17 protein-coding genes are annotated in these 24,699 nt (G+C 71.2%); 3 read left to right on the plus strand and 14 right to left on the minus strand.

The genetic code is table 11. The features are described 5' to 3' along the window. Positions 1–8: 8 nt before the first annotated feature. Together pyk and HYQ63_RS11245 are read right to left on the minus strand one after the other, a co-directional pair. A complete protein-coding gene (gene pyk, locus HYQ63_RS11240; RefSeq protein ID WP_179933693.1) occupies positions 9–1,439 on the minus strand; it encodes a pyruvate kinase in 1,431 nt (476 codons plus the stop codon). A gap of 158 nt (positions 1,440–1,597) precedes the next feature. Further along, positions 1,598–2,287 (minus strand): SIMPL domain-containing protein, encoded by a 690-nt coding sequence (locus HYQ63_RS11245; RefSeq protein ID WP_179933694.1) that lies wholly within the window; start codon positions 2,285–2,287, stop codon positions 1,598–1,600. 165 nt (positions 2,288–2,452) lie between these two features. Between HYQ63_RS11245 and HYQ63_RS11250 the strand changes: the two genes are divergently transcribed. Continuing rightward, positions 2,453–4,246, plus strand: a complete 1,794-nt coding sequence (locus tag HYQ63_RS11250) for a bifunctional UDP-sugar hydrolase/5'-nucleotidase (RefSeq protein ID WP_179933695.1) — start codon at positions 2,453–2,455, stop codon at positions 4,244–4,246. 21 nt (positions 4,247–4,267) lie between these two features. Here the strand turns inward: HYQ63_RS11250 and HYQ63_RS11255 are convergent, their stop codons facing one another. The 5 genes from HYQ63_RS11255 to HYQ63_RS11275 form a co-directional block, all read right to left on the minus strand. Then, a complete protein-coding gene (locus HYQ63_RS11255; RefSeq protein ID WP_257231797.1) occupies positions 4,268–5,692 on the minus strand; it encodes a lysine N(6)-hydroxylase/L-ornithine N(5)-oxygenase family protein in 1,425 nt (474 codons plus the stop codon). 73 nt (positions 5,693–5,765) lie between these two features. Beyond that, a complete protein-coding gene (locus tag HYQ63_RS11260) occupies positions 5,766–7,172 on the minus strand; it encodes an aminotransferase class V-fold PLP-dependent enzyme (protein ID WP_179933696.1) in 1,407 nt (468 codons plus the stop codon). 127 nt (positions 7,173–7,299) lie between these two features. Further along, entirely contained in the window at positions 7,300–9,855 is a 2,556-nt protein-coding gene (gene pepN, locus HYQ63_RS11265; protein ID WP_179933697.1) for an aminopeptidase N, read from the minus strand. A 132-nt stretch (positions 9,856–9,987) separates the two neighbouring features. After that, positions 9,988–10,347: a chorismate mutase gene (locus HYQ63_RS11270; protein ID WP_123108407.1), complete on the minus strand. Its 360-nt coding sequence runs from the start codon at positions 10,345–10,347 to the stop codon at positions 9,988–9,990. Between the two features lie 301 nt (positions 10,348–10,648). Further along, entirely contained in the window at positions 10,649–11,446 is a 798-nt protein-coding gene (locus HYQ63_RS11275; protein ID WP_179933698.1) for a trypsin-like serine protease, read from the minus strand. 276 nt (positions 11,447–11,722) lie between these two features. On the opposite strand from HYQ63_RS11275, the gene HYQ63_RS11280 reads away from it, so the two are divergent. Both HYQ63_RS11280 and HYQ63_RS11285 read left to right on the plus strand, forming a co-directional pair. Then, positions 11,723–12,562 (plus strand): hypothetical protein, encoded by an 840-nt coding sequence (locus HYQ63_RS11280; protein WP_257232593.1) that lies wholly within the window; start codon positions 11,723–11,725, stop codon positions 12,560–12,562. A 59-nt stretch (positions 12,563–12,621) separates the two neighbouring features. Further along, entirely contained in the window at positions 12,622–13,101 is a 480-nt protein-coding gene (locus tag HYQ63_RS11285; protein WP_179933700.1) for a PPOX class F420-dependent oxidoreductase, read from the plus strand. A gap of 300 nt (positions 13,102–13,401) precedes the next feature. Here the strand turns inward: HYQ63_RS11285 and HYQ63_RS11290 are convergent, their stop codons facing one another. The 7 genes from HYQ63_RS11290 to trpB form a co-directional block, all read right to left on the minus strand. Next, positions 13,402–14,862, minus strand: a complete 1,461-nt coding sequence (locus tag HYQ63_RS11290) for a glutamate synthase subunit beta (protein ID WP_179933701.1) — start codon at positions 14,860–14,862, stop codon at positions 13,402–13,404. After that, positions 14,855–19,399 carry a glutamate synthase large subunit gene (gltB, locus tag HYQ63_RS11295; protein WP_179939968.1) on the minus strand — a complete coding sequence of 1,515 codons (4,545 nt, stop codon included), beginning with the start codon at positions 19,397–19,399 and terminating at the stop codon, positions 14,855–14,857. Before gltB ends, HYQ63_RS11290 begins: the two co-directional genes overlap by 8 nt. A gap of 302 nt (positions 19,400–19,701) precedes the next feature. Then, a complete protein-coding gene (locus tag HYQ63_RS11300) occupies positions 19,702–20,433 on the minus strand; it encodes a VIT1/CCC1 transporter family protein (RefSeq protein ID WP_179933702.1) in 732 nt (243 codons plus the stop codon). Between the two features lie 176 nt (positions 20,434–20,609). Next, the gene (lgt, locus tag HYQ63_RS11305) at positions 20,610–21,557 is read right to left on the minus strand and encodes a prolipoprotein diacylglyceryl transferase (RefSeq protein WP_179933703.1); all 948 of its coding nucleotides are present in this window, start codon (positions 21,555–21,557) and stop codon (positions 20,610–20,612) included. Between the two features lie 72 nt (positions 21,558–21,629). Next, positions 21,630–22,406, minus strand: coding sequence for a thioredoxin domain-containing protein (locus HYQ63_RS11310; protein ID WP_179933704.1), 777 nt, complete (start codon positions 22,404–22,406; stop codon positions 21,630–21,632). Between the two features lie 81 nt (positions 22,407–22,487). Then, positions 22,488–23,303: a tryptophan synthase subunit alpha gene (trpA, locus tag HYQ63_RS11315; protein WP_179933705.1), complete on the minus strand. Its 816-nt coding sequence runs from the start codon at positions 23,301–23,303 to the stop codon at positions 22,488–22,490. After that, the gene (gene trpB / locus HYQ63_RS11320; protein ID WP_179933706.1) at positions 23,303–24,538 is read right to left on the minus strand and encodes a tryptophan synthase subunit beta; all 1,236 of its coding nucleotides are present in this window, start codon (positions 24,536–24,538) and stop codon (positions 23,303–23,305) included. The genes trpA and trpB overlap by 1 nt, the downstream gene beginning before the upstream one ends. Positions 24,539–24,699 lie beyond the last annotated feature (161 nt).

Below are 24,699 nucleotides of genomic sequence, written 5' to 3' on the forward strand. Positions count from 1 at the left end.
CGCAAGGGCTAGCGGAGGTCGTCGGCGCCGATGTGGTGGACGCGGACCAGGTTGGTGGAGCCGGAGACTCCGGGTGGGGAGCCTGCGGTGATGACGACGAGGTCGCCCCGCCGGCAGCGGCCCAGCCGCAGCAGTTCCTCGTCGACCTGGCGGACCATCTCGTCCGTGGAGTCGACCGTCGGGCCGAGGAAGGTTTCGACGCCCCAGGTGAGGTTGAGCTGGGAGCGGGTGTTGGGGTCCGGGGTGAAGGCCAGCAGGGGGATCGGGGAGCGGTAGCGGGAGAGGCGGCGGACGGTGTCGCCGGACTGGGTGAAGGCGACCAGGAACTTGGCGCCGAGGAAGTCGCCCATTTCGGCCGCCGCGCGGGCGACCGCGCCGCCCTGGGTGCGGGGCTTGTTGCGCTCGGTGAGCGGGGGGAGGCCCTTGGCGAGGATGTCTTCCTCGGCGGCGGCGACGATGCGGCCCATGGTCCGGACCGTGGCGATCGGGTATTTGCCGACGCTGGTCTCGCCGGAGAGCATCACCGCGTCCGTGCCGTCGATGACGGCGTTGGCGACGTCGGAGGCCTCCGCGCGGGTGGGGCGGGAGTTGTCGATCATCGAGTCGAGCATCTGGGTCGCGACGATCACCGGCTTCGCGTTCCGCTTCGCCAGCTTGATCGCGCGCTTCTGGACGATCGGCACCTGCTCCAGCGGCATCTCGACGCCGAGGTCGCCGCGGGCGACCATGATGCCGTCGAAGGCGTCAACGATCTTCTCCAGGTTCTCGACCGCCTGCGGCTTCTCGATCTTGGCGATGACGGGGAGCCGGCAGTCCTCTTCCTGCATCACCCGGTGCACGTCCACGACGTCGTCCCCGTTGCGGACGAAGGACAGGGCGATGATGTCGGCCCCGGTGCGCAGCGCCCAGCGCAGGTCCTCGATGTCCTTCTTGGAGAGGGCGGGGACGGAGACGGCCACGCCGGGCAGGTTGAGGCCCTTGTGGTCGGAGATCATTCCGCCTTCGATGACGATCGTGTGCACCCGCGGCCCGTCGACGTCGACGACCTCGAGGGTGACGCGGCCGTCGTCCACGAGGATGCGCTCGCCCTTGTTGACGTCGGCGGCGAGCCCCTCGTAGGTGGTGCCGCAGCGGAAGCGGTCGCCTTCGATCGGCTCGACGGTGATGGTGAACTCGTCTCCGCGTTCAAGGAGTACGGGCCCCTCGCGGAAGCGGCCGAGTCGAATCTTCGGACCTTGAAGGTCGGCGAGGATACCGACGCTGCGGCCGGTTTCCAGCGAGGCCTTGCGGACTCGCCGATAACGCTCCTCGTGCTCGGCATAGGTGCCGTGGCTGAGGTTGAAGCGGGCCACGTCCATTCCGGCTTCGACGAGCGCCTTGATCTGCTCGTACGAGTCGGTGGCGGGTCCCAAAGTACAGACGATTTTTGCTCGGCGCATGCTGCCGAGCCTATGACTTACTCACGGGTAAAGAACCGGAAAGCAGCCACTCCCCCATGGCCTTTGCATGGCGGGTTATCGACAACTAATGAAACGTGCATAGGGGTGCTCCGATGAGCGATTCGGGGCCGGTACACGGGCCGCCGCACCCGGTCGTTTCACAGCTCCGGGCGGGTGATCGTAAAGCGCGCCGTGACGTGCGCGTATACGGTCTGGCGTTCGGGTTCCAGATCGAGCGCGACCGCGTCCTCCGCGCCGGGACGGGCGGAGCGGTGACGCGGGGCCGCCACCGCCACCGGCATCGGCGGGCCCGTCTCCCCCTCCGCGCCCAGGTCGGACAGCTCGACCAGGGCGACGAGCCCGGCGCCCAGCGCCCCCGCGTACTCGCGGGCGCGCTGCACGGCCTCCCGCACCGCCTGCTGCCGGGCCCGGCCGTGGACGGGTGAGTCGGGGCGCAGCCCCCACCAGGGGCCGTCGACCCGGGTCAGTTCGAGGTCGGCGAGGCGGGTGGTGAGTTCGCCCAGGGCGGTGAAGTCGGTGACGGTCACGGCGAGGTGCACCCGGCCGTGGTAGGCCCGTACCCGCTCCTGGCGGCCCCTGGCCAGCTCCGGGTTGATCGCGAAGGCGCCGGTCTCCAGCTTCTCGATCGCCTCGCCGTAGGACTTCACCAGGTCCAGCGCCCGCTGGTTGCGGCGGGTGAGGTCGTCCAGTGCGGCGCGCCGGTCGGCGCCGCGCGCGCTGACGGTGACGGAGAGGCGGGCGATCTCGGGGTCGACCTCCAGCGTTGCCTCGCCGAGGACCGCGACGCGCGGGGTGTCGGGGGTGCCGTACGGGACGTGCCGATCCATGGGGGGCTCCTGTTCGGGGCTCGTGGACGTGGCTTGATCCTGCCCTGTGCCGGGCGCTCGGCGTGCTCTGATCGCAACCTGTCGGGGGTGTTGCGGAACGGCACGGCTACGCCAGAATCTACGCGCGTTGTGCCCATTTCGCAGGTATCCCAGGGGAGTTCAGCCATGCCGCTCAACCGTCGGACGTTTCTGGGCCGCACCGCGGCCACCAGCGCGGGGGTCGCGCTCGCCTCGGCCGCGGCCACCGCTCCGGCGGACGCGCACGGCCACGGACGCGGCGAGCGGTACGAGTTCACCGTCATGGGCACCACTGATCTGCACGGCAACGTCTTCAACTGGGACTACTTCACGGACGCCGAGTTCGACGACGCGGCGCACAACGACGTCGGCCTCGCGAAGATCTCGACCCTGGTCGAGCAGGTCCGCAAGGAGAAGGGGCGGCGCAACACGCTGCTGATCGACGCGGGCGACACCATCCAGGGCACCCAGCTGTCGTACTACTACGCCAAGGTCGACCCGATCACCGGCAAGGGCGGCCCGGTGCACCCGATGGCGCAGGCGATGAACCTCATCGGCTACGACGCGGCGGCGCTCGGCAACCATGAGTTCAACTACGGCATCCCGGTGCTGCGGAAGTTCGAGGAGCAGTGCGACTTTCCGCTGCTGGGCGCGAACGCGCTGGACGCCACGTCGCTGCGGCCCGCGTTCCCGCCGTACTGGATGACGCGGCTGCGCACGCCCTGCGGCCGCGGCGTGAAGGTGGCGGTGCTGGGGCTGACGAACCCGGGGATCGCGATCTGGGACAAGGCCCATGTGCAGGGGAAGATGACGTTCCCGGGGCTGGAGGAGCAGGCGGCGAAGTGGGTGCCGCGGCTGCGTTCGATGGGCGCGGACGTGGTGCTCGTCTCGGCGCATTCGGGCACCAGCGGGACGTCCAGCTACGGCGACCAACTGCCGTATGTGGAGAACGCGGCGGCGCTGGTGGCCGAGCGGGTGGCGGGCATCGACGCGATCCTGGTCGGCCACGCCCATGTGGAGATGGCCGAGCGCCGGGTGGTGAACAAGGAGACGGGCCGGGAGGTCGTGCTGTCCGAACCGCTGAAGTGGGGTCAGCGGCTGACGCGCTTCGACATCGGGCTGGAGTGGGCGCGCGGCCGCTGGCAGGTGGAGTCGGTGTCGGCGAAGGTGCTGAACTCGGCCTCGGTGGCGGAGGATCCGCGGATCGTGGAGCTGCTCGGCGATGAGCACAAGAAGGTCGTCGGGTACGTCAACCAGGTGATCGGAGCCTCCACGGCGGCGATGACGGCCACGGAGGCGCCGTACAAGGACGCGCCGATCATCGACTTCATCAACCATGTGCAGACGGAGACGGTGAAGGCGGCGCTGGCGGGCACGGAGCACGCGGAGCTGCCGGTGCTGTCGCAGGCGTCGTGCTTCTCGCGGACGGCGCGGATCCCGGCCGGGGAGGTCACGATCCGGCAGGTGGCGGGGTTGTATCCGTTCGAGAACACGCTGGAGGCACGGGTGCTGACGGGCGCCCAGGTCAAGGACTACCTGGAGTTCTCGGCGCGGTACTACGTACGGACCCCGGCGGGCGGTGACGTGGACCCGTCGAAGCTGACCAACGCCGACGGCACCCCCGACTACAACTACGACGCGGTGAGCGGTCTGACGTACGAGATCGACATCGCGAAGCCGGTGGGTTCGCGGATCGCCGCGCTGCGCTTCGACGGCAAGCCGGTCGAGGACGGGGCGCGGTTCGTGCTGGCGGTGAACAACTACCGGGCGAGCGGCGGGGGCAACTTCCCTCATGTGGCCGCCGCCCAGCAGGTGTGGGCCAACTCCGAGGAGATCCGCAACACGATCATCGCGTGGGTGAAGGCGAAGGGGACGATCGACGGGGCCGGGTTCGCGTCGGTGGACTGGAAGCTGACGCGCGACGGCACGCCGGTGTTTTAAGGACGGGCCGAGGACTGGCGCTCAGGTCCGGGTGGGGGTCCGGCCGGTGCGCTGGTCGGGGAGGTGCATGCGTCCGCTGCCCCGGGCGACCGGCGCCGACGGGGCGGCGGGCCGCTGCGGGGCGGCGTCGCCCGGCCGGGAGGGCTGGAGTCCGAAGGTGGTGAAGGCGGTGCGGGACGGCAGGGGGTAGACCGGTTCGGCGCTGAGCGAGTTGAGGATGACGGCGGAGCGCCAGGCGGCCAGCCCGAGGTCGGGGGTGCCGACGCCGTGGGTGTGCCGCTCCGCGTTCTGGACGTGCACGGAGCCCTTGACGAGGGGGTCGAGGACCAGCCGGTGCCGGTCGTCGACGCGGGGCCGTTCCGACGAGTCGCGCCGGATGTAGGGGTCGAGGGCGGCGAGCAGGGTGTCGACGCGGCGTTCGCGGTAGCCGGTGGCGAGGACGACGGCCTCGGTGGTGTGGCGGGTGCGGGTGCCCTGCTGGACGTGCTCCAAGTGGAGTTCGAGCCGGGCGGCGGCGATACGGCCCGCGGTGCGGACGGTGACGCCGGGGGTGAGGACGGCGCCCGGCCAGCCGCCGCCGTGCTGGGCGCGGCGGTACAGCTCGTGGTGGATGGCAGTGATGGTCTCCTGGGCGATGCCCTTGTAGAGCTGCCACTGCCCGGGGAGGAGCTGGTCGCGGACGACCTCGGGGAGGGCGTGGAAGTAGCGGGTGTAGTCGGGGCTGAACTGCTCCAGGCCGAGCTTGCTGTACTCCATGGGCGCGAAGGACGGCGTACGGGCGAGCCAGTGCAGCCCCTCGGCGCCGAGGGGCCGGTTGCGCAGCAGGTCGAGGAAGACCTCGGCGCCGGACTGGCCGGAGCCGACGACGGTGATGTGGCCGGTGCTCAGCAGCCGTTCGCGGTGTTCCAGGTAGTCGGCGGAGTGGAGGACGGGGACGTTGGGGGCGTCGGCGAGGGGGCGCAGGGTTTCCGGGACGTGGGGTTCGGTGCCGACGCCGAGGACGAGGTGGCGGGCGTGGGCGCGGCCGGGGGACACGGCTTCGCCGTCGGGGCCGAGCCTGCTGAAGTCGATTTCGAACAGCTCGTGGTCGTGGTCCCAGCGGACGGCGTCGATCCGGTGGCCGAAGTGGAGGCCGGGGAGCTGTTCGCTGACCCAGCGGCAGTAGGCGTCGTATTCGGTGCGCTCGATGTGGAAGCGCTCGGCGACGTAGAAGGGGAAGAGCCGTTCGCGGGCCTTGAGGTAGCTGAGGAAGCTCCAGGGGCTGGCGGGGTCGGCGAGGGTGACCAGGTCGGCGAGGAAGGGGACCTGGACGGTGGCGCCGTCGATGAGGAGCCCGGGGTGCCAGTGGAAGGCGGGGCGCTGTTCGTAGAAGGCGGTGCGCAGGGTGGGGACGCCGTGGGCGAGGGCGGCGAGGGAGAGGTTGAACGGGCCGATGCCGATGCCCACGAGGTCAAGGGGCTCGTCCGGGGTGGTGGGGTCGGGTTCGGGGGCGGACGCCGGGGTGGGGGTTGTGCGGTGCTCATGGGGTGGTCGTGCCTTCCACGAGGTCGAGCAGCCGGCGCAGATCGCCGGGCTGGATGTGCGGGTTGAGGAGGGTGGCCTTGAGCCACAGCCCCTCGGGGGTGGCGGCGCGGCCGAGGACGGCGGTGCCGCGGTGCAGGAGGCTGCGGCGCAGCGCGGCGACGGCGTCCGGTCCGGCTCCCTTGGGGCGGAAGAGGACGGTCGAGAGGGTGGGGCGGGCGTACAGCTCCAGGGCGGGGCGGGCCTGGATGAGGTCGGCGAGGGCGTGCGCGTGGGCGCAGACCTGGTCGACGAGGTCGCCGAGGCCGTGGCGGCCGAGGGCGCGCAGGGTGACGGCGATCTTGAGGATGTCGGCGCGGCGGGTGGTGCGGAGGGAGCGGCCGAGCAGGTCGGGGAGCCCGGCGTCGGTGTCGTCGTGGGCGTTGAGGTAGTCGGCGCGGTGGCCGAGGGGGGCGAGGGCGGTGGTGTCGGGTACGGCGAGCAGACCGGCGGCGGCCGGTTGCCAGCCGAGTTTGTGCAGGTCGAGGGCGACGGTGTGGGCGCGGTCGAGTCCGTCGAGCCGCTTGTTCAGGGTGTCGCTGAACAGGAGCGGCCCGCCGTAGGCGGCGTCGATGTGGAGCGTCGCCCCGTGGCCGTCGCAGAGGTCGGCGAGGTGCGGGAGGGGGTCGATGGCCCCGGTGTCGGTGGTGCCCGCGGTGGCGACGAGCAGGGTGGGGCGGTCGGGTTGTGCCTGTTCGGCGTCGCGGAGGGCGTCGTGGACGCGGGCCGGGTCGAGGACGCCGGTGGGGGTGGGGAGGGTGTGCGGCGGGTGCAGGCCGAGCAGCCAGGCGGCGCGGTGGACGCTGTGGTGGGCGTTGGCGCCGCAGACGATACGGAGGGGCGCGCCGTGGGCGGCTTCGCGGGCAAGCAGCAGGGCGAGCTGGTTGGATTCGGTGCCGCCGGTGGTGACGAGGGCGTCGGGCGCGGGGCCGTGCGGGTGCACCAGCTCGGCGAGGGCGCGGCAGGTCAGCGCCTCCAACTCGGCGGCGGCGGGGGCCTGGTCCCAGGAGTCGAGGGATGGGTTGAGCGCGGAGACGGCGAGGTCGGCGGCGGCCGCGACGGCGAGCGGCGGGCAGTGCAGATGGGCGGCGCAGTGCGGGTCGGCCGGGTCGGCGGCACCCGCGGTGAGGGCGGTCACGAGGGTGCGCAGGGCGTGGTGCGGCCCTTCACCGTGGTCGGGGAGGGAGGGCCGGGCCGCGCCGTGTGTGCGGTGGGCCACGGCGCCGGGTCCTCCGGCGGGGAGCGGCCCGCCGCGGTCGGCGGCGCCGTGGGTGAGGGCGTCGAGGACGATGTCGAGCATCGGGCGAAGCGCGCCTGGTCCCTCGCTCCCCCCGGCGAGGAGGCGGGCGGTGCCGGAAGCGGGCATGGGCCTCAAGCTACTTGGCCCGCAAGCGGATCGGCCGGGCTCGGCCCGAAGTGCACCCGTACGTGGTACGGGTGCACGGTGCGGGTTGATCTGGCGGGCGCGGTTCCGGACCCGAAGTAGCCGAAGCCTAGTGCGCGGGTTCGCTCCGCACCCGCAGGGCGCGCCGCAGGTCGTCGAGCTGGTCTTCGAGGTGGCGGCGCAGGGCGGGGAGGAGGTCGGGGGCGGTGAGGCACTCCTCGCCGAGCCGCAGGGTCGTCGCGTCCACCGTCGTCGGGAAGCCGGAGCGGGCGATGGCCTCGGCGATGGCGGGGCCGCGGCGGGCGGCGGTGGCGGCGGCGTCGGTGAAGAAACGCGGTACGTACTCGGTGAGCAGGTCGTGGTGTTCGGGCTGCCAGAAGCCGGTGGCGGTCGCGGTGACGAGGTAATTGGAGAGAGCCGGAAGGGCGGGGCTGTCACCGAACAGGGCGTCCCAGGCGGCCCGTTTGGCGTCCGGGTCGGGGAGTGCGGCGCGGCAGCGGGCGGCGCCCTCCTGTCCGGTGGCGCTGGAGTCGCGGGCGAGTTCGGCGTCGATGTCGGCGGGGCCCGCGGCGCCGAGGACGGCGAGCCGTCCGAGGATCTGCCAGCGCAGTTCGGGGTCGAGGGCGGGGCCGCCGGGTACGGTGTCGCCGTCGAGCCAGTCGGTCAGCTCGGCGGGGGCGGTGGCGCTGGCGATGTAGGTGCGTACGGCGGACAGCCGCAGCCCGGGCCCGGAGCCGTCCTCGGTGCGGCGCAGCAGGTCGCGGCAGGTGGCGGCGATGGTGTTGAGGGCGGCGGGCCGCTGGTCGGCGGGGACGTAGCGGTCGGCGATCTGGGTGCGGGCGAAGGCGAGGACGCCCTGCACGATCGCTATGTCGGTCTCGTGCGGGAGGTGGGTGCGGGCGGCGTCGAGGTAGTCGGCGGCCGGGAGGTCGCCGTCGCGCACCATGTCGCGGGCGGCGTTCCAGAGGGTGGCGCGGCTGACGGTGTCGGGGAGGCCGGAGAGGGAGCGTACGGCGGCCTTCCAGGAGCGGGGGTCGAGGCGGACCTTGGTGTAGGTCAGGTCGCCGTCGTTGAGGAGGAGCAGGTCGGGGCGGGGGCCGGTGAAGGAGAGGTGGGCGGCGGGGTCGGTGCCGTTGAGTTCGGCCTCGACGCGCTTGCGCAGCACGAGTTGGTGCGGGGCGGCGGGTTCGTGGTCGTAAAGGCCGATCGCGATGCGGTGGGGGCGGCGGTGGGCCGGTTCGGCGGCTCCCTCGTGGCGGATCTCCAGGTGCCAGTGGCCGCCGTCCGTGGTGATGGCGGGGGTGAGGGTGTCCACTCCGGTGGTGCGCAGCCAGGCGTCGGCCCAGGCGTGGACGTCGCGGTCGGTGGAGCGGGCGAGGGAGTCGAGGAAGTCGGCGAGGGTGGCGTTGCCGAAGCGGTGCCGGGTGAAGTGTTCGTTGATGCCGCGGAGGAAGTCCTTTTCGCCGAGCCAGGTGACGAGCTGGCGCAGCGCGGAGGCGCCCTTGGCGTAGGAGATGCCGTCGATGTTGAGGCGGGCGGCGGCGGTGTCGGGGACGAGTTCGGGTGCGGGGGCGACGGGGTGGGTGGAGGGGCGCTGGTCGGCGTCGTAGCCCCAGGTCTTGTGGCGGATGCCGAAGTCGGCCCAGGTGTCGGTGTAGCGGGTGGTCTCGGTGAGGATCTGGAAGCCCATGTACTCGGCGAAGGACTCGTTGAGCCAGAGGTCGTCCCACCAGGTCATGGTGACGAGGTTGCCGAACCACATGTGGGCCATCTCGTGGGCGATGACCATGGCGCGGGTCTGGCGCTCGGCGTCGGTGACGGCGGAGCGGAAGACGAATTCGTCGCGGAAGGTGACGAGGCCGGGGTTCTCCATGGCGCCGAAGTTGAATTCGGGGACGAATGCCTGGTCGTAGGAGTCGAAGGGGTACGGCTCGTCGAAGATCTCGTGGTAGCGGTCGAAGCAGCGCCGGGTGAGGTCGAGGAGTTCGTCGGCGTCGGCTTCGAGGTGGGGGGCGAGCGAGCGGCGGACGTGCAGTCCGAAGGGCAGTCCGGCGTGCTCGGTGTGCACGGAGTGGTACGGGCCCGCGGCCAGCGCGACCAGGTACGTGCTGATGGGCGGGGTGGGGGCGATCCGCCAGCGGCCGTCCGCGGGGTCGCCGTCGCGGGTGGCGATGCCGTTGCCGAGGACGGTCCACTGCGGCGGGGCGGTGACGCGGACGTCGAAGACGGCCTTCAGGTCGGGCTGGTCGAAGGCCGCGTAGACGCGGGGGGCGTCGGACATGGCGCACGTGGCGTAGAGGTAGGTCTCGCCGTCGGCGGGGTCGGTGAAGCGGTGCATGCCCTCGCCGGTGTGCGAGTACGTCATGTCCGTCTCGACGCGCAGCTCGTGCTCGCCCTCGGCGAGGCCGGTGAGCGGAATCCTGCCGTCGGCGATGACCTCGGCGGGGTCGAGCGCGAGGTCGTGTCCGTCGAGCACCGCCCGGTGCAGGGCGGCGGGGCTCAGCTCCACGAAGGTGTCCGCGCCGTCCTCGCGGGCGCTGAAGCGGATGGTCGTGGTGGAGCCGAAGTGTTCGTCACCGCGGGTGAGGTCGAGGTCGATCGTGTAGCGGTGGACCTCGATGAGGCGGGCTCGGATCTGCGCGTCCTCGCGCGTCAGTACGGACATGGGGACATGCTGCCCTACCCGCGGTAGGCGGCACACGGGAGTTCGGAGTCTGCCGGGCGCGGGCGTACGTGGGGGCGCACCACCGGTTGTGCGCCCGTGCCGTACGCCCGGCGGGCGGGGGCCGCGGCGGGCTCAGGAGCGCGCGATCGTCTCGTGATGCCGGATGACCTCGGCGATGATGAAGTTGAGCAGCTTCTCGGCGAAAGCGGGATCGAGTTTGGCGCTTTCCGCCAGTTCGCGCAGCCGGGTGATCTGGCGGGCCTCGCGGGCGGGGTCGGCCGGGGGAAGCTTGTGGGCGGCCTTGAGGTGACCGACCTGCTGGGTGCACTTGAAGCGCTCGGCGAGCATGTGGACCACGGCCGCGTCGATGTTGTCGATGCTCTCGCGCAGCCGGGCCAGCTCCGCGCGTACGGCGTCGTCGGCCTCGTGGGTCGTGCTGGTCGGGTCCGGCTGGCCGGGACGGTCGGCGGGGTCGGTCTCGCGATGCGTCATGGCCCCCGACCCTATGCCAGCGGGGCCGCGGCCTCGGCTCCGGGACCGCCCCGCCCCCGGTGGGGGGTTGTGAAGGGGACGGGGCGGCCGCTCGGGGAGGTCTGCCCCCGGTAGCAGCGCCTCCACCGTGGAGGAGCCGGAAACGCGAGACGGGGTTCCCTTCGGCGCGGGGATTTTCCGCATTCGCCAGGGGGTGTCTCGCCGATCATGCCGGGCTCCCGACGCCTGGCACGGCGTGACGCGGACCCGGCGCGCACTGCCGCGCCGGGTCCCGTTCCTGCCGTGGTCTATGTGCCGGGGGTCAGCCGCCGAGCTGGGCCGCCGCGGTCTTGATGTTCTGGGCGAAGGTGCTCACCTCGGTGTAGACACCGGGCTTGCCGGGCCGGGCGCAGCCCTCGCCCCAGCTGACGATGCCGACCTGGATCCACTGCCCGGCGTCGTCCTTGCGGAACATCGGGCCGCCGGAGTCGCCCTGGCAGGTGTCGACGCCGCCGGTGGCCATCTTTCCGGCGCAGATCTCCTCACCGGCGACGAGTTCGCCGTACGCCGACTTGCAGGTGGCGTCGTCGACGAACGGCACGGTGGCCTTGAGCAGGTAGCGCTGCTGGCTGCCGCCTTCGGTGGCGGCGCCCCACCCGGCGACGGTGAAGTCGCCCTTGTTGTACGCCGTGGTCTCGGCGATCTTCAGGGTGGGCTGGTTGATGGGCTGGGCGAGCTTGATGAGGGCCCAGTCCTTGCCGGTGCCGTTGTAGCCGGGGGCCTGGAGCACCCGGGTGGACTTGACCTTGGTGGCGCTGGAGCTCTGGAGGTCGACGACGCCCGCGGTGGCGGTGATGGAGGTGTTGGCGCCGCTGCCGTTCACACAGTGGGCGGCGGTGAGCACGAGGGTCGGGGAGTAGAGCGCGCCGCCACAGCCCATGGAGAGGCGGACCATGAAGGGGAATTCACCCTGGGCGGCGCGGGTGCCGCCGACGACGGAGGGGCTGGGCTCGGGGCCGGTGGGCTGGGCTGTCGCGGTGCCCGGCATGAGGCTGAACGCGGCGAGGGCGACCGCGCCGAGGGCCGCGGATCTCTTCAGGTGCTTCAGTGCGTTTCGCAACGGAAGTCCTTTCGTGGGGGGTTGCGCAAAAATGTCAGGCCCACGTCAAATGACAAGGCCTGCGTATGCCCTGTGATTATGTGAAGTCCGCGAACAGCCTGACAAGGGTTGCTTTCCGGCCAAGTCGACGCCCCGTCAGCTACGCACCCACCCCATCAGCCGCGCACCGCCGCCCCGGCCCCGCGCGGCCTCCGCGCCACCGCACCCGGCCGCCCGTACAGTGGGCACGTGGCGGCACCGGGCAGCGACATCGAACACGGCTATCCGCACCTGGACATGGTCCGGGCCTCGCTCACCGCGCTCTACCGGCGGCTGTCGCGCGACACGGTGGACACCTTCGGGCTCAGCGTGGTCCCCGGCGACGTGGCCTTCTCCGACCAGGACGACCTGCATCTGGGCGTCCAGCGGGTGGCCCGGGTGATGGTGCAGCACATGCGGCTGCCGGACGCCCGGATGATCGTGAGCTTCCGCGAGATGCGGCACGCGGGGAACGTGGAGCTGGCCGCCGGGCCGGAGTACTTCATCGAGCTGAACTCCCGCTTCAAGACCCACCGCCGCGACATCGGGGCGGCCCTCGCCCACGAGGTCACCCATGTGTATCTGCACCGGCTCGATCTGGCCTTCCCCGGCACCCGCGACAACGAGGTCCTCACCGACACCACCGCCGCCTACCTCGGCACCGGCTGGCTGCTGCTCGACGCGTACCGCCAGGACGCGGTCACCAGCCAGAAGCTGGGCTATCTGACGCCGGAGGAGTTCGGCTACGTCCTCGCCAAGCGGGCCCGGCTCTTCGACGAGGACCCGTCCCCCTGGTTCACCAGCCCGCAGGCGTACGAGGCGTACGCCAAGGGGGTGGAGCTGGCGCTGCGCGACGAACGGCAGCCGCCGCTCGCCGCGGCCGGCTGGACCGGACGCCGCCGCTACGCCAAGGACCGCCGTTCGGCGCAGTCCGGCCACCCCTCCCCCACCGGGGGCGACTACGTCTTCGAGGTCGGCCCGCCGTTCAGCGTGTCGTTCCCCTGCCCTACCTGCCGCCAGCGCATCCGGCTCCCGGTGCGCGGCAGGCTGCGGGCGCGCTGCGGACTGTGCCGTACGCACCTGGAGTGCGACACCTGACGGGACCCTGAGGGGCCGGGGCGACGTTCGAGCGCACTCCACGTCGTACCCTCGCGTGCATGAGCCCCTCCATCGCCACCAACACCCGTGTCGCCCTGGACGAGCTGCTGGAGTTCGTCCGCCCGCGGCACCGCGCCATCCTGATGACCCGCCGGTCCGACGGTTCCCCGCAGGCGTCCCCGCTGACCTGCGGCGTCGACGACTCGGGCCGTATCGTCATGTCCACCTACCCCGAGCGCGCCAAGGTCCGCAACGCCAAGCGCGACGCGGCCGTCAGCCTGATCGTGCTGTCCGACGAGTGGAACGGCCCGTGGGTGCAGATCGACGGCACCGCCGAGGTCATCGACACCCCCGACTCGGTCGAACCGCTGGTCGAGTACTACCGCAACATCGCCGGTGAGCACCCGGACTGGGACGAGTACCGCTCGGCCATGCGCAAGCAGGGCAAGTCGCTGATCCGGGTCACGCCCGAGCGCTGGGGCCCGGTCGCCACCGGCGGCTTCCCCGCCCGGCTGGTGGAGGACTCCCCCGAAGGGTGAGCGGCAGCAGCACCCGGGGCGCGCGTACAGCACGATGCGCATGCCGGTGACGTCCCTGGCGGCGCATCGGTGGAAGTACCGCGCCAGCGCCTCGCGCTTCACCCGCTCCTGCGGGGGTGTCGTCCAGCGGCTGCCCGGGCGGGTCGTTCACCGTGACGATCCGCCCGGGCGCGTAGAGGTCGCGGTGGGCGGCGAACGCCACGCGGCGCCCGCCCCCGGTCGGGTTGGGGGAAGGCGCCGCGCGGCCGGTCCGTACGCCGTTGTACGGGCGGAGACTTGAGGACCGTCAGTCCATGGAGGTCAGACCATGAGGGCCCGGTCGGTGGGGCGGATCGGGGCGGGCAGGGCGCTGGCCCCGGCCAGGTAGCGGTCCACGCCGCGCGCCGCGGAGCGGCCCTCGGCGATGGCCCAGACGATCAGCGACTGGCCGCGGCCCGCGTCACCGGCGACGAAGACGCCGTCCACGTTGGTGGCGAAGTCGGCGTCGCGCGCGACGTTGCCGCGCTCGTCCAGCTCCAGGCCGAACTGCTCGACGAGGCCGTTCTCCCGGTCGGTGCCGGTGAAGCCCATGGCCAGGGTGACCAGCTGGGCCGGGATCTTCCGCTCGGTGCCCGGCTTCTGCTCCAGCTTGCCGTCCTTGAACTCCACCTCGATCAGGTGCAGCCACTGGACGTTGCCGTCCTCGTCGCCCTCGAAGTGGGTGGTGGAGACGGAGTAGACCCGCTCGCCGCCCTCCTCGTGCGCCGAGGTGACCTTGTAGAGCATCGGGAAGGTGGGCCAGGGCTGGCCCGCCGAGCGCTCCTCGCCCGGCTTGGGCATGATCTCCAGCTGGGTGACGGAGGCGGCGCCCTGCCGGTGGGCGGTGCCGACGCAGTCGGCGCCGGTGTCACCGCCGCCGATCACCACGACGTGCTTGCCCTCGGCGGTGATGGGGGGCGTCGTCAGGTCGCCCTCCTGCACCTTGTTGGCGAGCGGCAGGTACTCCATCGCGTAGTGGATGCCGTTCAGCTCGCGGCCCGGGACCTTCAGGTCGCGGGAGGTGGTGGCACCGGCCGCGATGACGACCGCGTCGTACCGCTTGCGCAGCTTGGCGGCGTCGATGTCGCGCCCGATCTCCGTCTCGGTGCGGAACTTGGTGCCCTCCGCGCGCATCTGCTCGATGCGGCGGTTGATGTGGCGCTTCTCCATCTTGAACTCGGGGATGCCGTAGCGCAGCAGCCCGCCGATGCGGTCGGCCCGCTCGTACACGGCGACCGTGTGTCCGGCGCGGGTCAGCTGCTGGGCGGCGGCGAGCCCCGCCGGGCCCGAGCCGATGACGGCGACGGTCTTGCCGCTGAGCCGCTCGGGGGGCTGCGGGGTGACGTCGCCCGCGTCCCACGCCTTGTCGATGATGGTGACCTCGACGTTCTTGATGGTCACCGCGGGCTGGTTGATGCCGAGGACACACGCGGACTCACACGGGGCGGGGCACAGCCGCCCGGTGAACTCCGGGAAGTTGTTGGTCGCGTGCAGCCGCTCGCTGGCCTCCCGCCAGTCCTCGCGGTAGGCGTAGTCGTTCCACTCGGGGATGAGGTTTCCGAGCGGACAGCCGTTGTGGCAGAACGGGATGCCGCAGTCCATGCACCGGCTGGCCTGCTTGCTGATGATCGGCAGCAGCGAGCCGGGGACGTAGACCTCGTTCCAGTCCTTGACCCGCTCCTCCACCGGACGGGTCTTGGCCACCTCGCGGTCGGTGGTCAGGAAGCCCTTGGGGTCAGCCATTGGTCGCCGCCTCCATCATCTTCTCGTGGGTCTCGGACTCGGAGAGTCCGGCTCGCTCGGCGGCGTCCTTGGCGGCGAGCACGGCCTGGTACGTAGCGGGGATGATCTTGCTGAAGCGGGCGAGGGCGCAGTCCCAGTCGTCGAGCAGCGCGGCCGCGACGGTGGAGCCGGTCTCCTCCTGGTGGCGGCGCACAGCGTCGTGCAGCCACTGCTTGTCGGTGTCGTCCAGCTCACCGACGGCGTCGAGGAGAGCGCCGTTGACGTTGTCCCGGTCGAGGTCGATGACGTACGCGATGCCACCGGACATCCCGGCCGCGAAGTTGCGCCCGGTCGGGCCGAGGACGACGGCCCGACCGCCGGTCATGTACTCGCAGCCGTGGTCGCCCACGCCCTCGGAGACCACGGTCGCGCCCGAGTTGCGGACGCAGAACCGCTCGCCGACCTTGCCGCGCAGATACATCTCGCCGCCGGTCGCGCCGTACGCGAGGGTGTTGCCCGCGATGGTCGAGTACTCGGCGAGGTGGTCGGCGCCCCGGTCCGGGCGGACGATCACGCGGCCGCCGGACAGGCCCTTGCCGACGTAGTCGTTGGCGTCGCCCTCCAGCCGCAGCGTGACGCCGCGGGGCGCGAACGCGCCGAAGGACTGGCCGGCCGAGCCGGTGAAGGTGATGTCGATGGTGTCGTCCGGCAGACCCGCGCCGCCGAACTTCCGCGTCACCTCGTGGCCGAGCATGGTGCCGACGGTCCGGTTGATGTTGCGGATCGCGACCTGGGCGCGGACCGGCTGGGCGGCCTCGGCGGAGTCCGCGTTCAGCGCGTCCGCCGCGAGCTTGATCAGCTCGTTGTCCAGCGCCTTCGCCAGGCCGTGGTCCTGCTCGACCACCTGGTGGCGGACGGCGCCGTCGGGCAGCTCGGGGACGTACAGCAGCGGGCCGAGGTCCAGGCCCTGGGCCTTCCAGTGCTGCACGGCCTGGCTGGTGTCCAGCAGCTCGGCGTGGCCGATGGCCTCGTCCAGCGTGCGGAAGCCCAGCTCGGCGAGGAGCTCGCGGACCTCCTCGGCGATGAACTGGAAGAAGTTCACCACGAACTCGGCCTGGCCGTTGTAGCGCTCGCGCAGCACCGGGTTCTGGGTGGCGATGCCGACCGGGCAGGTGTCCAGGTGGCACACGCGCATCATCACGCAGCCGGAGACGACCAGCGGCGCGGTCGCGAAGCCGAACTCCTCGGCGCCGAGCAGCGCGGCGATCACCACGTCGCGGCCGGTCTTCAGCTGGCCGTCGGTCTGCACGACGATGCGGTCGCGCAGCCCGTTGAGCAGCAGCGTCTGCTGGGTCTCGGCGAGGCCCAGCTCCCAGGGGCCGCCCGCGTGCTTGAGCGAGGTGAGCGGCGAGGCGCCGGTGCCGCCGTCGTGGCCGGAGATCAGCACCACGTCGGCGTGCGCCTTGGAGACGCCCGCGGCGACGGTGCCGACGCCGACCTCGGAGACCAGCTTGACGTGAATGCGCGCCTTCGGGTTGGCGTTCTTCAGGTCGTGGATCAGCTGGGCGAGGTCCTCGATGGAGTAGATGTCGTGGTGCGGCGGCGGGGAGATCAGGCCGACGCCGGGCGTCGAGTGCCGGGTCTTCGCCACCCACGGGTACACCTTGTGGCCGGGCAGCTGGCCGCCCTCGCCGGGCTTGGCGCCCTGCGCCATCTTGATCTGGATGTCATCGGAGTTGACCAGGTATTCGCTGGTCACGCCGAAGCGGCCGGAGGCGACCTGCTTGATGGAGGAGCGCCGCGTCGGGTCGTGCAGCCGCTCCGAGTCCTCGCCGCCCTCACCGGTGTTGGACTTGCCGCCCAGCTGGTTCATGGCGATGGCCAGGGTCTCGTGCGCCTCCTGGGAGATGGAGCCGTACGACATGGCACCCGTCGAGAACCGCTTGACGATCTCGCTGACCGGCTCGACCTCCTCGATCGGGATCGAGGGCCGGTCGCCGTCCTTGAAGGAGAACAGGCCGCGCAGCGTCATCAGCCGCTCGGACTGCTCGTTCACCCGCTCGGTGTACTTCTTGAAGATGTCGTAGCGGCGTGCGCGGGTCGAGTGCTGGAGCCGGAAGACCGTCTCCGGGTCGAACAGGTGCGGCTCGCCCTCGCGGCGCCACTGGTACTCGCCGCCGATGTCCAGCGCGCGGTGCGCGGAGGGGATGCCGCTGGCCGGGTACGCCTTGGCGTGCCGGGCGGCGACCTCCTTGGCGACGATGTCCAGGCCCGCGCCGCCGATCTTGGTGGTGGTGCCGTGGAAGTAGGCGTCCACGAAGGACTCGTCCAGGCCGACGGCCTCGAAGACCTGGGCGCCGCGGTAGGAGGCCACGGTGGAGATGCCCATCTTGGACATCACCTTCAGGACGCCCTTGCCGAGCGCCTTGATCAGGTTCTTGATCGCGGTCTCGGCCTCCATCCCCGGCAGGAACGTTCCGGCCCGGACCAGGTCCTCGACCGACTCCATCGCCAGGTACGGGTTGACGGCCGCGGCACCGTAGCCGATGAGCAGCGCGACATGGTGCACCTCGCGCACGTCGCCCGCCTCGACCAGCAGCCCCACCTGGGTGCGCTGCTTGGTGCGGATGAGGTGGTGGTGCACGGCGGAGGTGAGCAGCAGCGAGGGGATCGGCGCGTGCTCGGCGTCCGAGTGCCGGTCGGAGAGCACGATCAGCCGGGCGCCGTCCTCGATGGCGGCGTCCGCCTCGGCGCAGATCTCGGCCAGCCGCGCGGCGAGCGCGTCACCGCCACCGCTGACCCGGTAGAGACCGGAGAGGTTGGCGGCCTTCAGGCCCGGCATGTCGCCGTCGGCGTTGATGTGGATGAGCTTGGCCAGCTCATCGTTGTCGATCACCGGGAAGGGCAGGGTGACGCTGCGGCAGGAGGCCGCGGTCGGCTCCAGCAGATTGCCCTGCGGGCCCAGCGAGGAGATCAGCGAGGTGACCAGCTCCTCGCGGATCGCGTCCAGCGGCGGGTTGGTGACCTGCGCGAACAGCTGGGTGAAGTAGTCGAACAGCAGCCGCGGCCGCTCGGAGAGGGCGGCGATCGGCGAGTCCGTGCCCATCGAGCCGATCGGCTCGGCACCGGCCTTGGCCATCGGCGCGAGGAGGACCCGCAGCTCCTCCTCGGTGTAGCCGAAGGTCTGCTGGCGGCGGGTGACGGAGGCGTGGGTGTGCACGATGTGCTCGCGCTCGGGAAGGTCCGCCAGGTCGATCAGCCCGGCCTCCAGCCAGTCGCCGTACGGCTGCTCGGTGGCCAGCTCGGCCTTGATCTCGTCGTCCTCGATGATCCGGTGCTCGGCGGTGTCCACCAGGAACATCCGGCCCGGCTGGAGCCGGCCCTTGCGGACCACCTTGGCCGGGTCGATGTCCAGGACGCCGACCTCGGACGACAGCACGACCAGCCCGTCGTCGGTGACCCAGTAGCGCCCCGGCCGCAGACCGTTGCGGTCCAGCACGGCGCCGACCTGGGTGCCGTCGGTGAAGGTGACACAGGCCGGGCCGTCCCAGGGCTCCATCATCGTGGAGTGGTACTGGTAGAAGGCGCGCCGGGCCGGGTCCATCGAGGGGTGGTTCTCCCACGCCTCGGGGACCATCATCAGCACCGAGTGCGGCAGCGAGCGGCCGCCGAGGTGCAGCAGCTCCAGGACCTCGTCGAAGGTCGCGGAGTCGGAGGCGTCCGGGGTGCAGAGCGGGAAGATCCGGTCCAGGCCCTTCTCCCCGAACAGGTCGCTGACCAGCTGGGATTCGCGTGCCCGCATCCAGTTGCGGTTACCCTGGACGGTGTTGATCTCACCGTTGTGGGCGACGAAGCGGTACGGGTGGGCCAGCGGCCAGCTCGGGAAGGTGTTCGTGGAGAACCGGGAGTGGACCAGCGCGATGGCCGTGGCGAAACGGCGGTCGGACAGATCCGGGAAGAACGGCTCCAGCTGACCGGTGGTCAGCATGCCCTTGTACACCAGGGTGCGGGAGGACAGCGACGGGAAGTACACGTCCGCCTCGCGCTCGGCGCGCTTGCGCAGCACGAACGCCTTGCGGTCCAGGGCCAGCCCGCTGCTGGTGCCGTCCGCGACGAAGAGCTGGCGGAAGGCGGGCATGGTGGTGCGCGCGCCGTTGCCCAGCAGCTCGGGCGCGACCGGCACCTCACGCCAGCCGAGGACGGTCAGCTCCTCTTCGGCGGCGATCCGCTCGATGTACTCCGCGGCCTCGTCACCCGCCGTCTCGGGCAGGAACCCGATACCCACGGCGTACGAACCGGCCTCGGGAAGATCGAAGTCGGTCACGTCCCGCAAGAAGGCGTCCGGAACCTGCACGAGGATGCCCGCGCCGTCACCCGAGTCGGGCTCGGAGCCGGTGGCCCCACGGTGCTCCAGGTTCCGTAGCACGGTGAGAGCCTGCTCAACGAGCTCGTGGCTGGCCTCGCCGGTGAGGGTCGCCACAAAGCCGACGCCACAGGCGTCGTGCTCATTGCGCGGATCGTACATCCCCTGGCGGGCGGGGTGGGATGCGGAACGCATCGGCTCTCCCGTCGTCGTCATGGCATTTTGCGTGTGCCGAGGGACGACGTTGGCCCTCCGCGAGAATTTCGTGCAGGTTACATGATGAGTCGGTTCTCGGGAAGTGGATATTCCGTTTCACCATGCGGACACCCCTGCACGGGGTGAGTCGGGCGATGGGGACTGAAACGACCACCGTCGCCCCGGCGCGAGACGGGCCACACTGCCCGAGCGCTTCGGCTTTATGCCCGCTGGTAAACGGATCGAAACCGTCGAGTAACAGCGTAATGATGCGATTACTCGTATGAGAGGCCGGTGAGAGGTCAGCCTACGGCCGTACCGAAGAACGTGCCCAGGGCATAGGTCACACCCGCCGCCGCCCCGCCCAGCGCGAGCTGCCGCAGCCCGCTGAACCACCACGGCCGGCCCGTCACCCGGGCCACCACCGCGCCGCAGGCGAACAGCCCGAGCAGCGCCAGCAGCACCGCAGGCCAGAGCGCCACCGCGCCCAGCAGATACGGCAGCACCGGCAGCAGGGCGCCCAGCGCGAACGAGCCGAACGACGACACCGCGGCGACCAGCGGCGACGGCAGATCATCCGGGTCGATGCCCAGCTCCTCGCGGGCGTGTATCTCCAGCGCCTGCTCCGGATCCTTCGACAGCTGCGCGGCCACCTCGCGGGCCAGCTTCGGCTTCACGCCCCGCGACTCGTACAGCGCCGCCAGCTCCGCCATCTCGTCCGCCGGATGCTTGCGCAGCTCCCGCCGCTCGACCTCCAGCTCGGCCTCGACCAGCTCGCGCTGGGAGGCGACGGAGGTGTACTCACCGGCCGCCATCGAGAACGCACCGGCGGCGAGCCCCGCCAGCCCGGTGATCACGATGGTCTGCCGGTCGACGGCCCCGCCCGCGACGCCGGTCATCAGCGCCAGGTTGGAGACCAGCCCGTCCATGGCCCCGAAGACGGCCGGGCGCAGCCAGCCGCCGTTCACATCGCGGTGCGTGTGGTTGTCGCGGTGTGCGATATGCGGTGACTGGATGGTGTCGATGACGGACATGTGCTGTCGTGCTCCCTTCGCGGGCGCGGACCTGCCGCCCGCACCCCAATAGCTCGAAGGTAGACACGAGATCCCCTGTCCCGCCAGCAAGGAAGGCCGAACTTACCGCTCTGACCTGCGGAAACGTAAAAAGGCCGCCGAAACCCGAGGGGTTCGGCGGCCTCTTGGCGCAGGCGTCAGGGCTTCTTGGTGGCCTCCGGCTCGGCGGGAGACTTCGCCTCCGCGGGAGCCTTCGCCTCGGCGGGCGCCTTGGCCTCCGCGCCCTTCTCGGCCGGGGCGTCCTCCTCGGCCGCACCGTCTTCCACCGCCGCGGGCTCGACGACCGCTTCCCGGCCCGGGGCCTTCTTCGCGGAGATCACCAGGTACGCCACCGCGCCCAGGAAGACGACGATGGACGTCCAGTCGTTGAGCCGCAGGCCCAGGATGTGGTGGGCGTCGTCCACCCGCAGATACTCGATCCAGAAGCGGCCTACGGTGTACGCGGCCACGTAGAGGGCGAACGCCCGGCCATGGCCCAGCGTGAAGCGGCGGTCCGCCCAGATCACCAGCAGCGCCACGCCGATGCACCACAGCGACTCGTAGAGGAACGTCGGGTGGTACGTGCCGGCGACGCGCCCGGTGTCCGGGTCGGCGTCGATCTTCAGCGCCCACGGCAGGGTGGTCGCCTTGCCGTACAGCTCCTGGTTGAACCAGTTTCCCCAGCGGCCGATCGCCTGGGCCAAGGCGATCCCGGGAGCGATGGCGTCCGCGTACGCCGGGAGCGGGATCCCCCGGCGGCGGCAGCCGATCCAGGCCCCCAGCGCGCCCAGCGCCACGGCTCCCCAGATTCCCAGGCCGCCCTGCCAGATCTTGAAGGCGTCGACCCAGTTCTTGCCGTCCGTGAAGTACAGCTGGTAGTCGGTGATGACGTGGTAGAGCCGCCCTCCCACCAGTCCGAAGGGCACCGCCCACACGGCGATGTCGGCAACGGTGCCGACCTGGCCGCCGCGGGCGACCCAGCGCCGCCCACCGAGCCAGACGGCGACGAAAACGCCGATGATGATGCAGAACGCGTAGCCGCGCAGCGGGATCGGACCGAGGTAGATCACGCCGGAAGACGGGCTGGGAATGTAAGCGAGTTCCATGACAGGGTCGACGCTACCGTGCCGGGCGGTCAATGCGGCAACCTGCCCGGCACAACGTGTGGATAACAGGTCTCAGCCCCTCGCCGCCGCGGCGACCATGCGCTTCAGCTTGTTGGGCGACAGCGGGGTGTCCGGACCGTAAATCGACTTCCCGTCGAGCAATACGGTCGGGGTCGAGGCGAAACCGGAACGGTTGAAGTCCGCGTGGGACTTCCTGACCCACCCGTCGTGCCGACCGTCCTCGACGCACTTCCGGAACGCCGCCGTGTTCAGCCCAGGGACCTTGTCCGCCAGCCGGATCAGCCTGGCGTTCTTCGCGTACGCGTCCCGGGTCTCCTGCGGCTGATGCCGGTACAGCACGTCGTGGTACGCCCGGAACTTCCCCGCGTCCTGGGCACACGCGGCGGCGTTCGCCGCGCGCACCGAGCCGGTGCCGCCCAGGTTGCCGTCGATGATGGCGACGAGGTGGTACTCCACCCGCATCCGGCCGCGGTCCGCCAGCTGGTTCACGGTCTTGTGGAAGACGTCCTCGAACTGCTTGCAGCCCGGGCAGCGGAAGTCCTCGTACACGGTCAACGTGGCCGGAGCGCCGCGCTTCCCGGTCGGAACGACCAGATCGCCCTTGCCCACCGCGCCCCGCGGCGGCTCGGCGGAGCTGCCCGACTTCCCCGAGTCCTGGTTCGCCTTGGTCGCGAACACGCCCACACCGCCGGCCACCGCGAGGACGGCGATCACCGCCCCGACCATGCCGAGCGTCCGCTTTCGCTTGCCGCGCGCCTTGTCCTTCTCGCGCTGTTCTTGCAGTCGCTCCCGGGCGCTGCGCTTTCCCTCACGGTTTTTCTGGCTCACGCCCTCGCCTAACGAGGCGGAGGGGCACCGCTCAGCCCCTCCGCCCCGTATTCCCTCGAACGAGGGACCAGGGGGTGTCTTCTAGCGCGCGACCCTGACGCCCTCCGCCAGCTCACCCGCGAGCCGGCGCACGCCGTCCAGCCCGGCCTCCGGGCTCTCCGCGTCCAGCAACCGCTTCACGAAGGCCGAGCCCACGATGACCCCGTCCGCGAACGCGGCGACCTCGGCGGCCTGCGCGGGGTTCGACACCCCGAGCCCCACACACACCGGCAGCGCGGTGGTCGCACGGGTGCGCGCGACCAGCTCGCGCGCCTCCTGTCCCACCGATTCCCTCGTTCCGGTGACGCCCATCAGGGACGCGGCGTAGACGAAACCGCTGCCCGCCGCCGTGATCTTCGCCAGCCGCTCGTCCCGGCTGCTCGGCGCGACCACGAACACCGTCGCCAGCCCGTGCTGCTCGGCGGCCTTCCGCCACACCTCGGACTCCTCGACCGGCAGGTCCGGCAGGATGCACCCGGCGCCGCCCACCGCGGCCAGGTCCGCGGCGAACCGCTCGACGCCGTAGCGGTCGACGGGGTTCCAGTAGGTCATACACAGGATCGGCGCACCCGTCGCCGCGTGCACCTCGCCGACCGTACGGATCACATCGCGAATCCGGACCCCGCCCCGCAGGGCGATGTCATCCGCGGTCTGGATCACCGGCCCGTCGAGGACCGGATCGCTGTGCGGCAGCCCGACCTCGACCACATCGCAGCCGCCCTCGATCATCGCGGTCATCGCCGCGACGCCGCCGTCGATCGACGGAAAACCGGCGGGCAGATATCCGACGAGCGCCGAGCGCCCCTCGTCCTTGGCCTTGGCCAGGACGGACCCCAGCAGCTCCAGGTTCCCGGCCATCACTTCGCTCCCTCGTCGTACAGCCCGAAATACCGCGCCGCGGTGTCCATGTCCTTGTCGCCGCGCCCGGACAGGTTGACGACGATGACAGCGCCCTCGCCCAGCTCCCGCCCGAGATCCAGCGCCCCGGCCAGCGCGTGCGCGCTCTCGATCGCCGGGATGATCCCCTCGCTCTGCGACAGCAGCCGCAGCGCCTGCATCGCCTCGTCGTCCGTGACGGCCCGGTACTCGGCCCGCCCGACGTCCTTCAGATACGCGTGCTCGGGACCGACCCCGGGGTAGTCAAGACCGGCCGAGATCGAGTACGGCTCGGTGATCTGCCCGTCCTCGTCCTGGAGCACATACGAGCGCGACCCGTGCAGAATCCCGGGCTCACCCTGGCTCAACGTCGCGGCATGCTCGCCGGAGTCCACCCCGTGCCCCGCGGGCTCGAAGCCCACGATCCGCACGCTCTCGTCGGGCAGGAACGCGTGGAACAGCCCGATCGCGTTCGACCCGCCGCCCACGCACGCCGCCACCGCGTCCGGCAGCCGCCCGGTCCGCTCCAGGATCTGCCGCCGCGCCTCCACGCCGATCACCCGGTGGAAGTCCCGCACCAGCGCCGGGAACGGATGCGGCCCGGCGACCGTGCCGAACAGGTAGTGCGTACGGTCCACATTGGCGACCCAGTCGCGGAACGCCTCGTTGATCGCGTCCTTCAGCGTCCTGCTGCCGGACTTCACGGCGATGACCTCGGCGCCCAGCATCCGCATCCGCGCCACGTTGAGCGCCTGCCGCTCGGTGTCGACCTCGCCCATGTAGATGGTGCACTCGAGGCCGAACAGCGCACACGCCGTGGCCGTCGCCACCCCGTGCTGGCCCGCGCCGGTCTCGGCGATGACCCGGGTCTTGCCCATGCGCTTGGTGAGCAGGGCCTGCCCCAGCACGTTGTTGATCTTGTGCGATCCGGTGTGGTTCAGGTCCTCCCGCTTCAGGAAGATCCGCGCACCCCCGGCGTGCTCAGCGAACCGCGGCACCTCGGTCAGGGCGCTCGGCCGCCCCGTGTAGTTGACCAGCAGATCCTCGAGCTCGGCCGCAAAGGCGGGATCGGCCTTGGCCTTGTCGTACTCCGCGGCGACCTCATCGACCGCGGCGACGAGCGCCTCGGGGATGAACTTGCCGCCGAACGCACCGAAATACCCCTCGGTACTGGGGACCTGACCCTCGGGGTCCGGAATGAAGAAATCAGAGGACATGGAAGCACTCCGCAAGTCTTGAGGGAAACGACGAACCGGCCCACCGGCGGACAGCCGCCGACGAGACAGGAGGGGACGGGGTCGCAGGGGTGGGGTCCTGGACGCTGCCGTGTATGTGTGGCGCCGTGGACTTCCGGCTCACCCCGCGCTTCCGGGCGGCG

Origin of the sequence: Streptomyces sp. Rer75 (genome assembly GCF_013414305.1) — a bacterium.
GTDB lineage: Bacteria > Actinomycetota > Actinomycetes > Streptomycetales > Streptomycetaceae > Streptomyces > Streptomyces himastatinicus.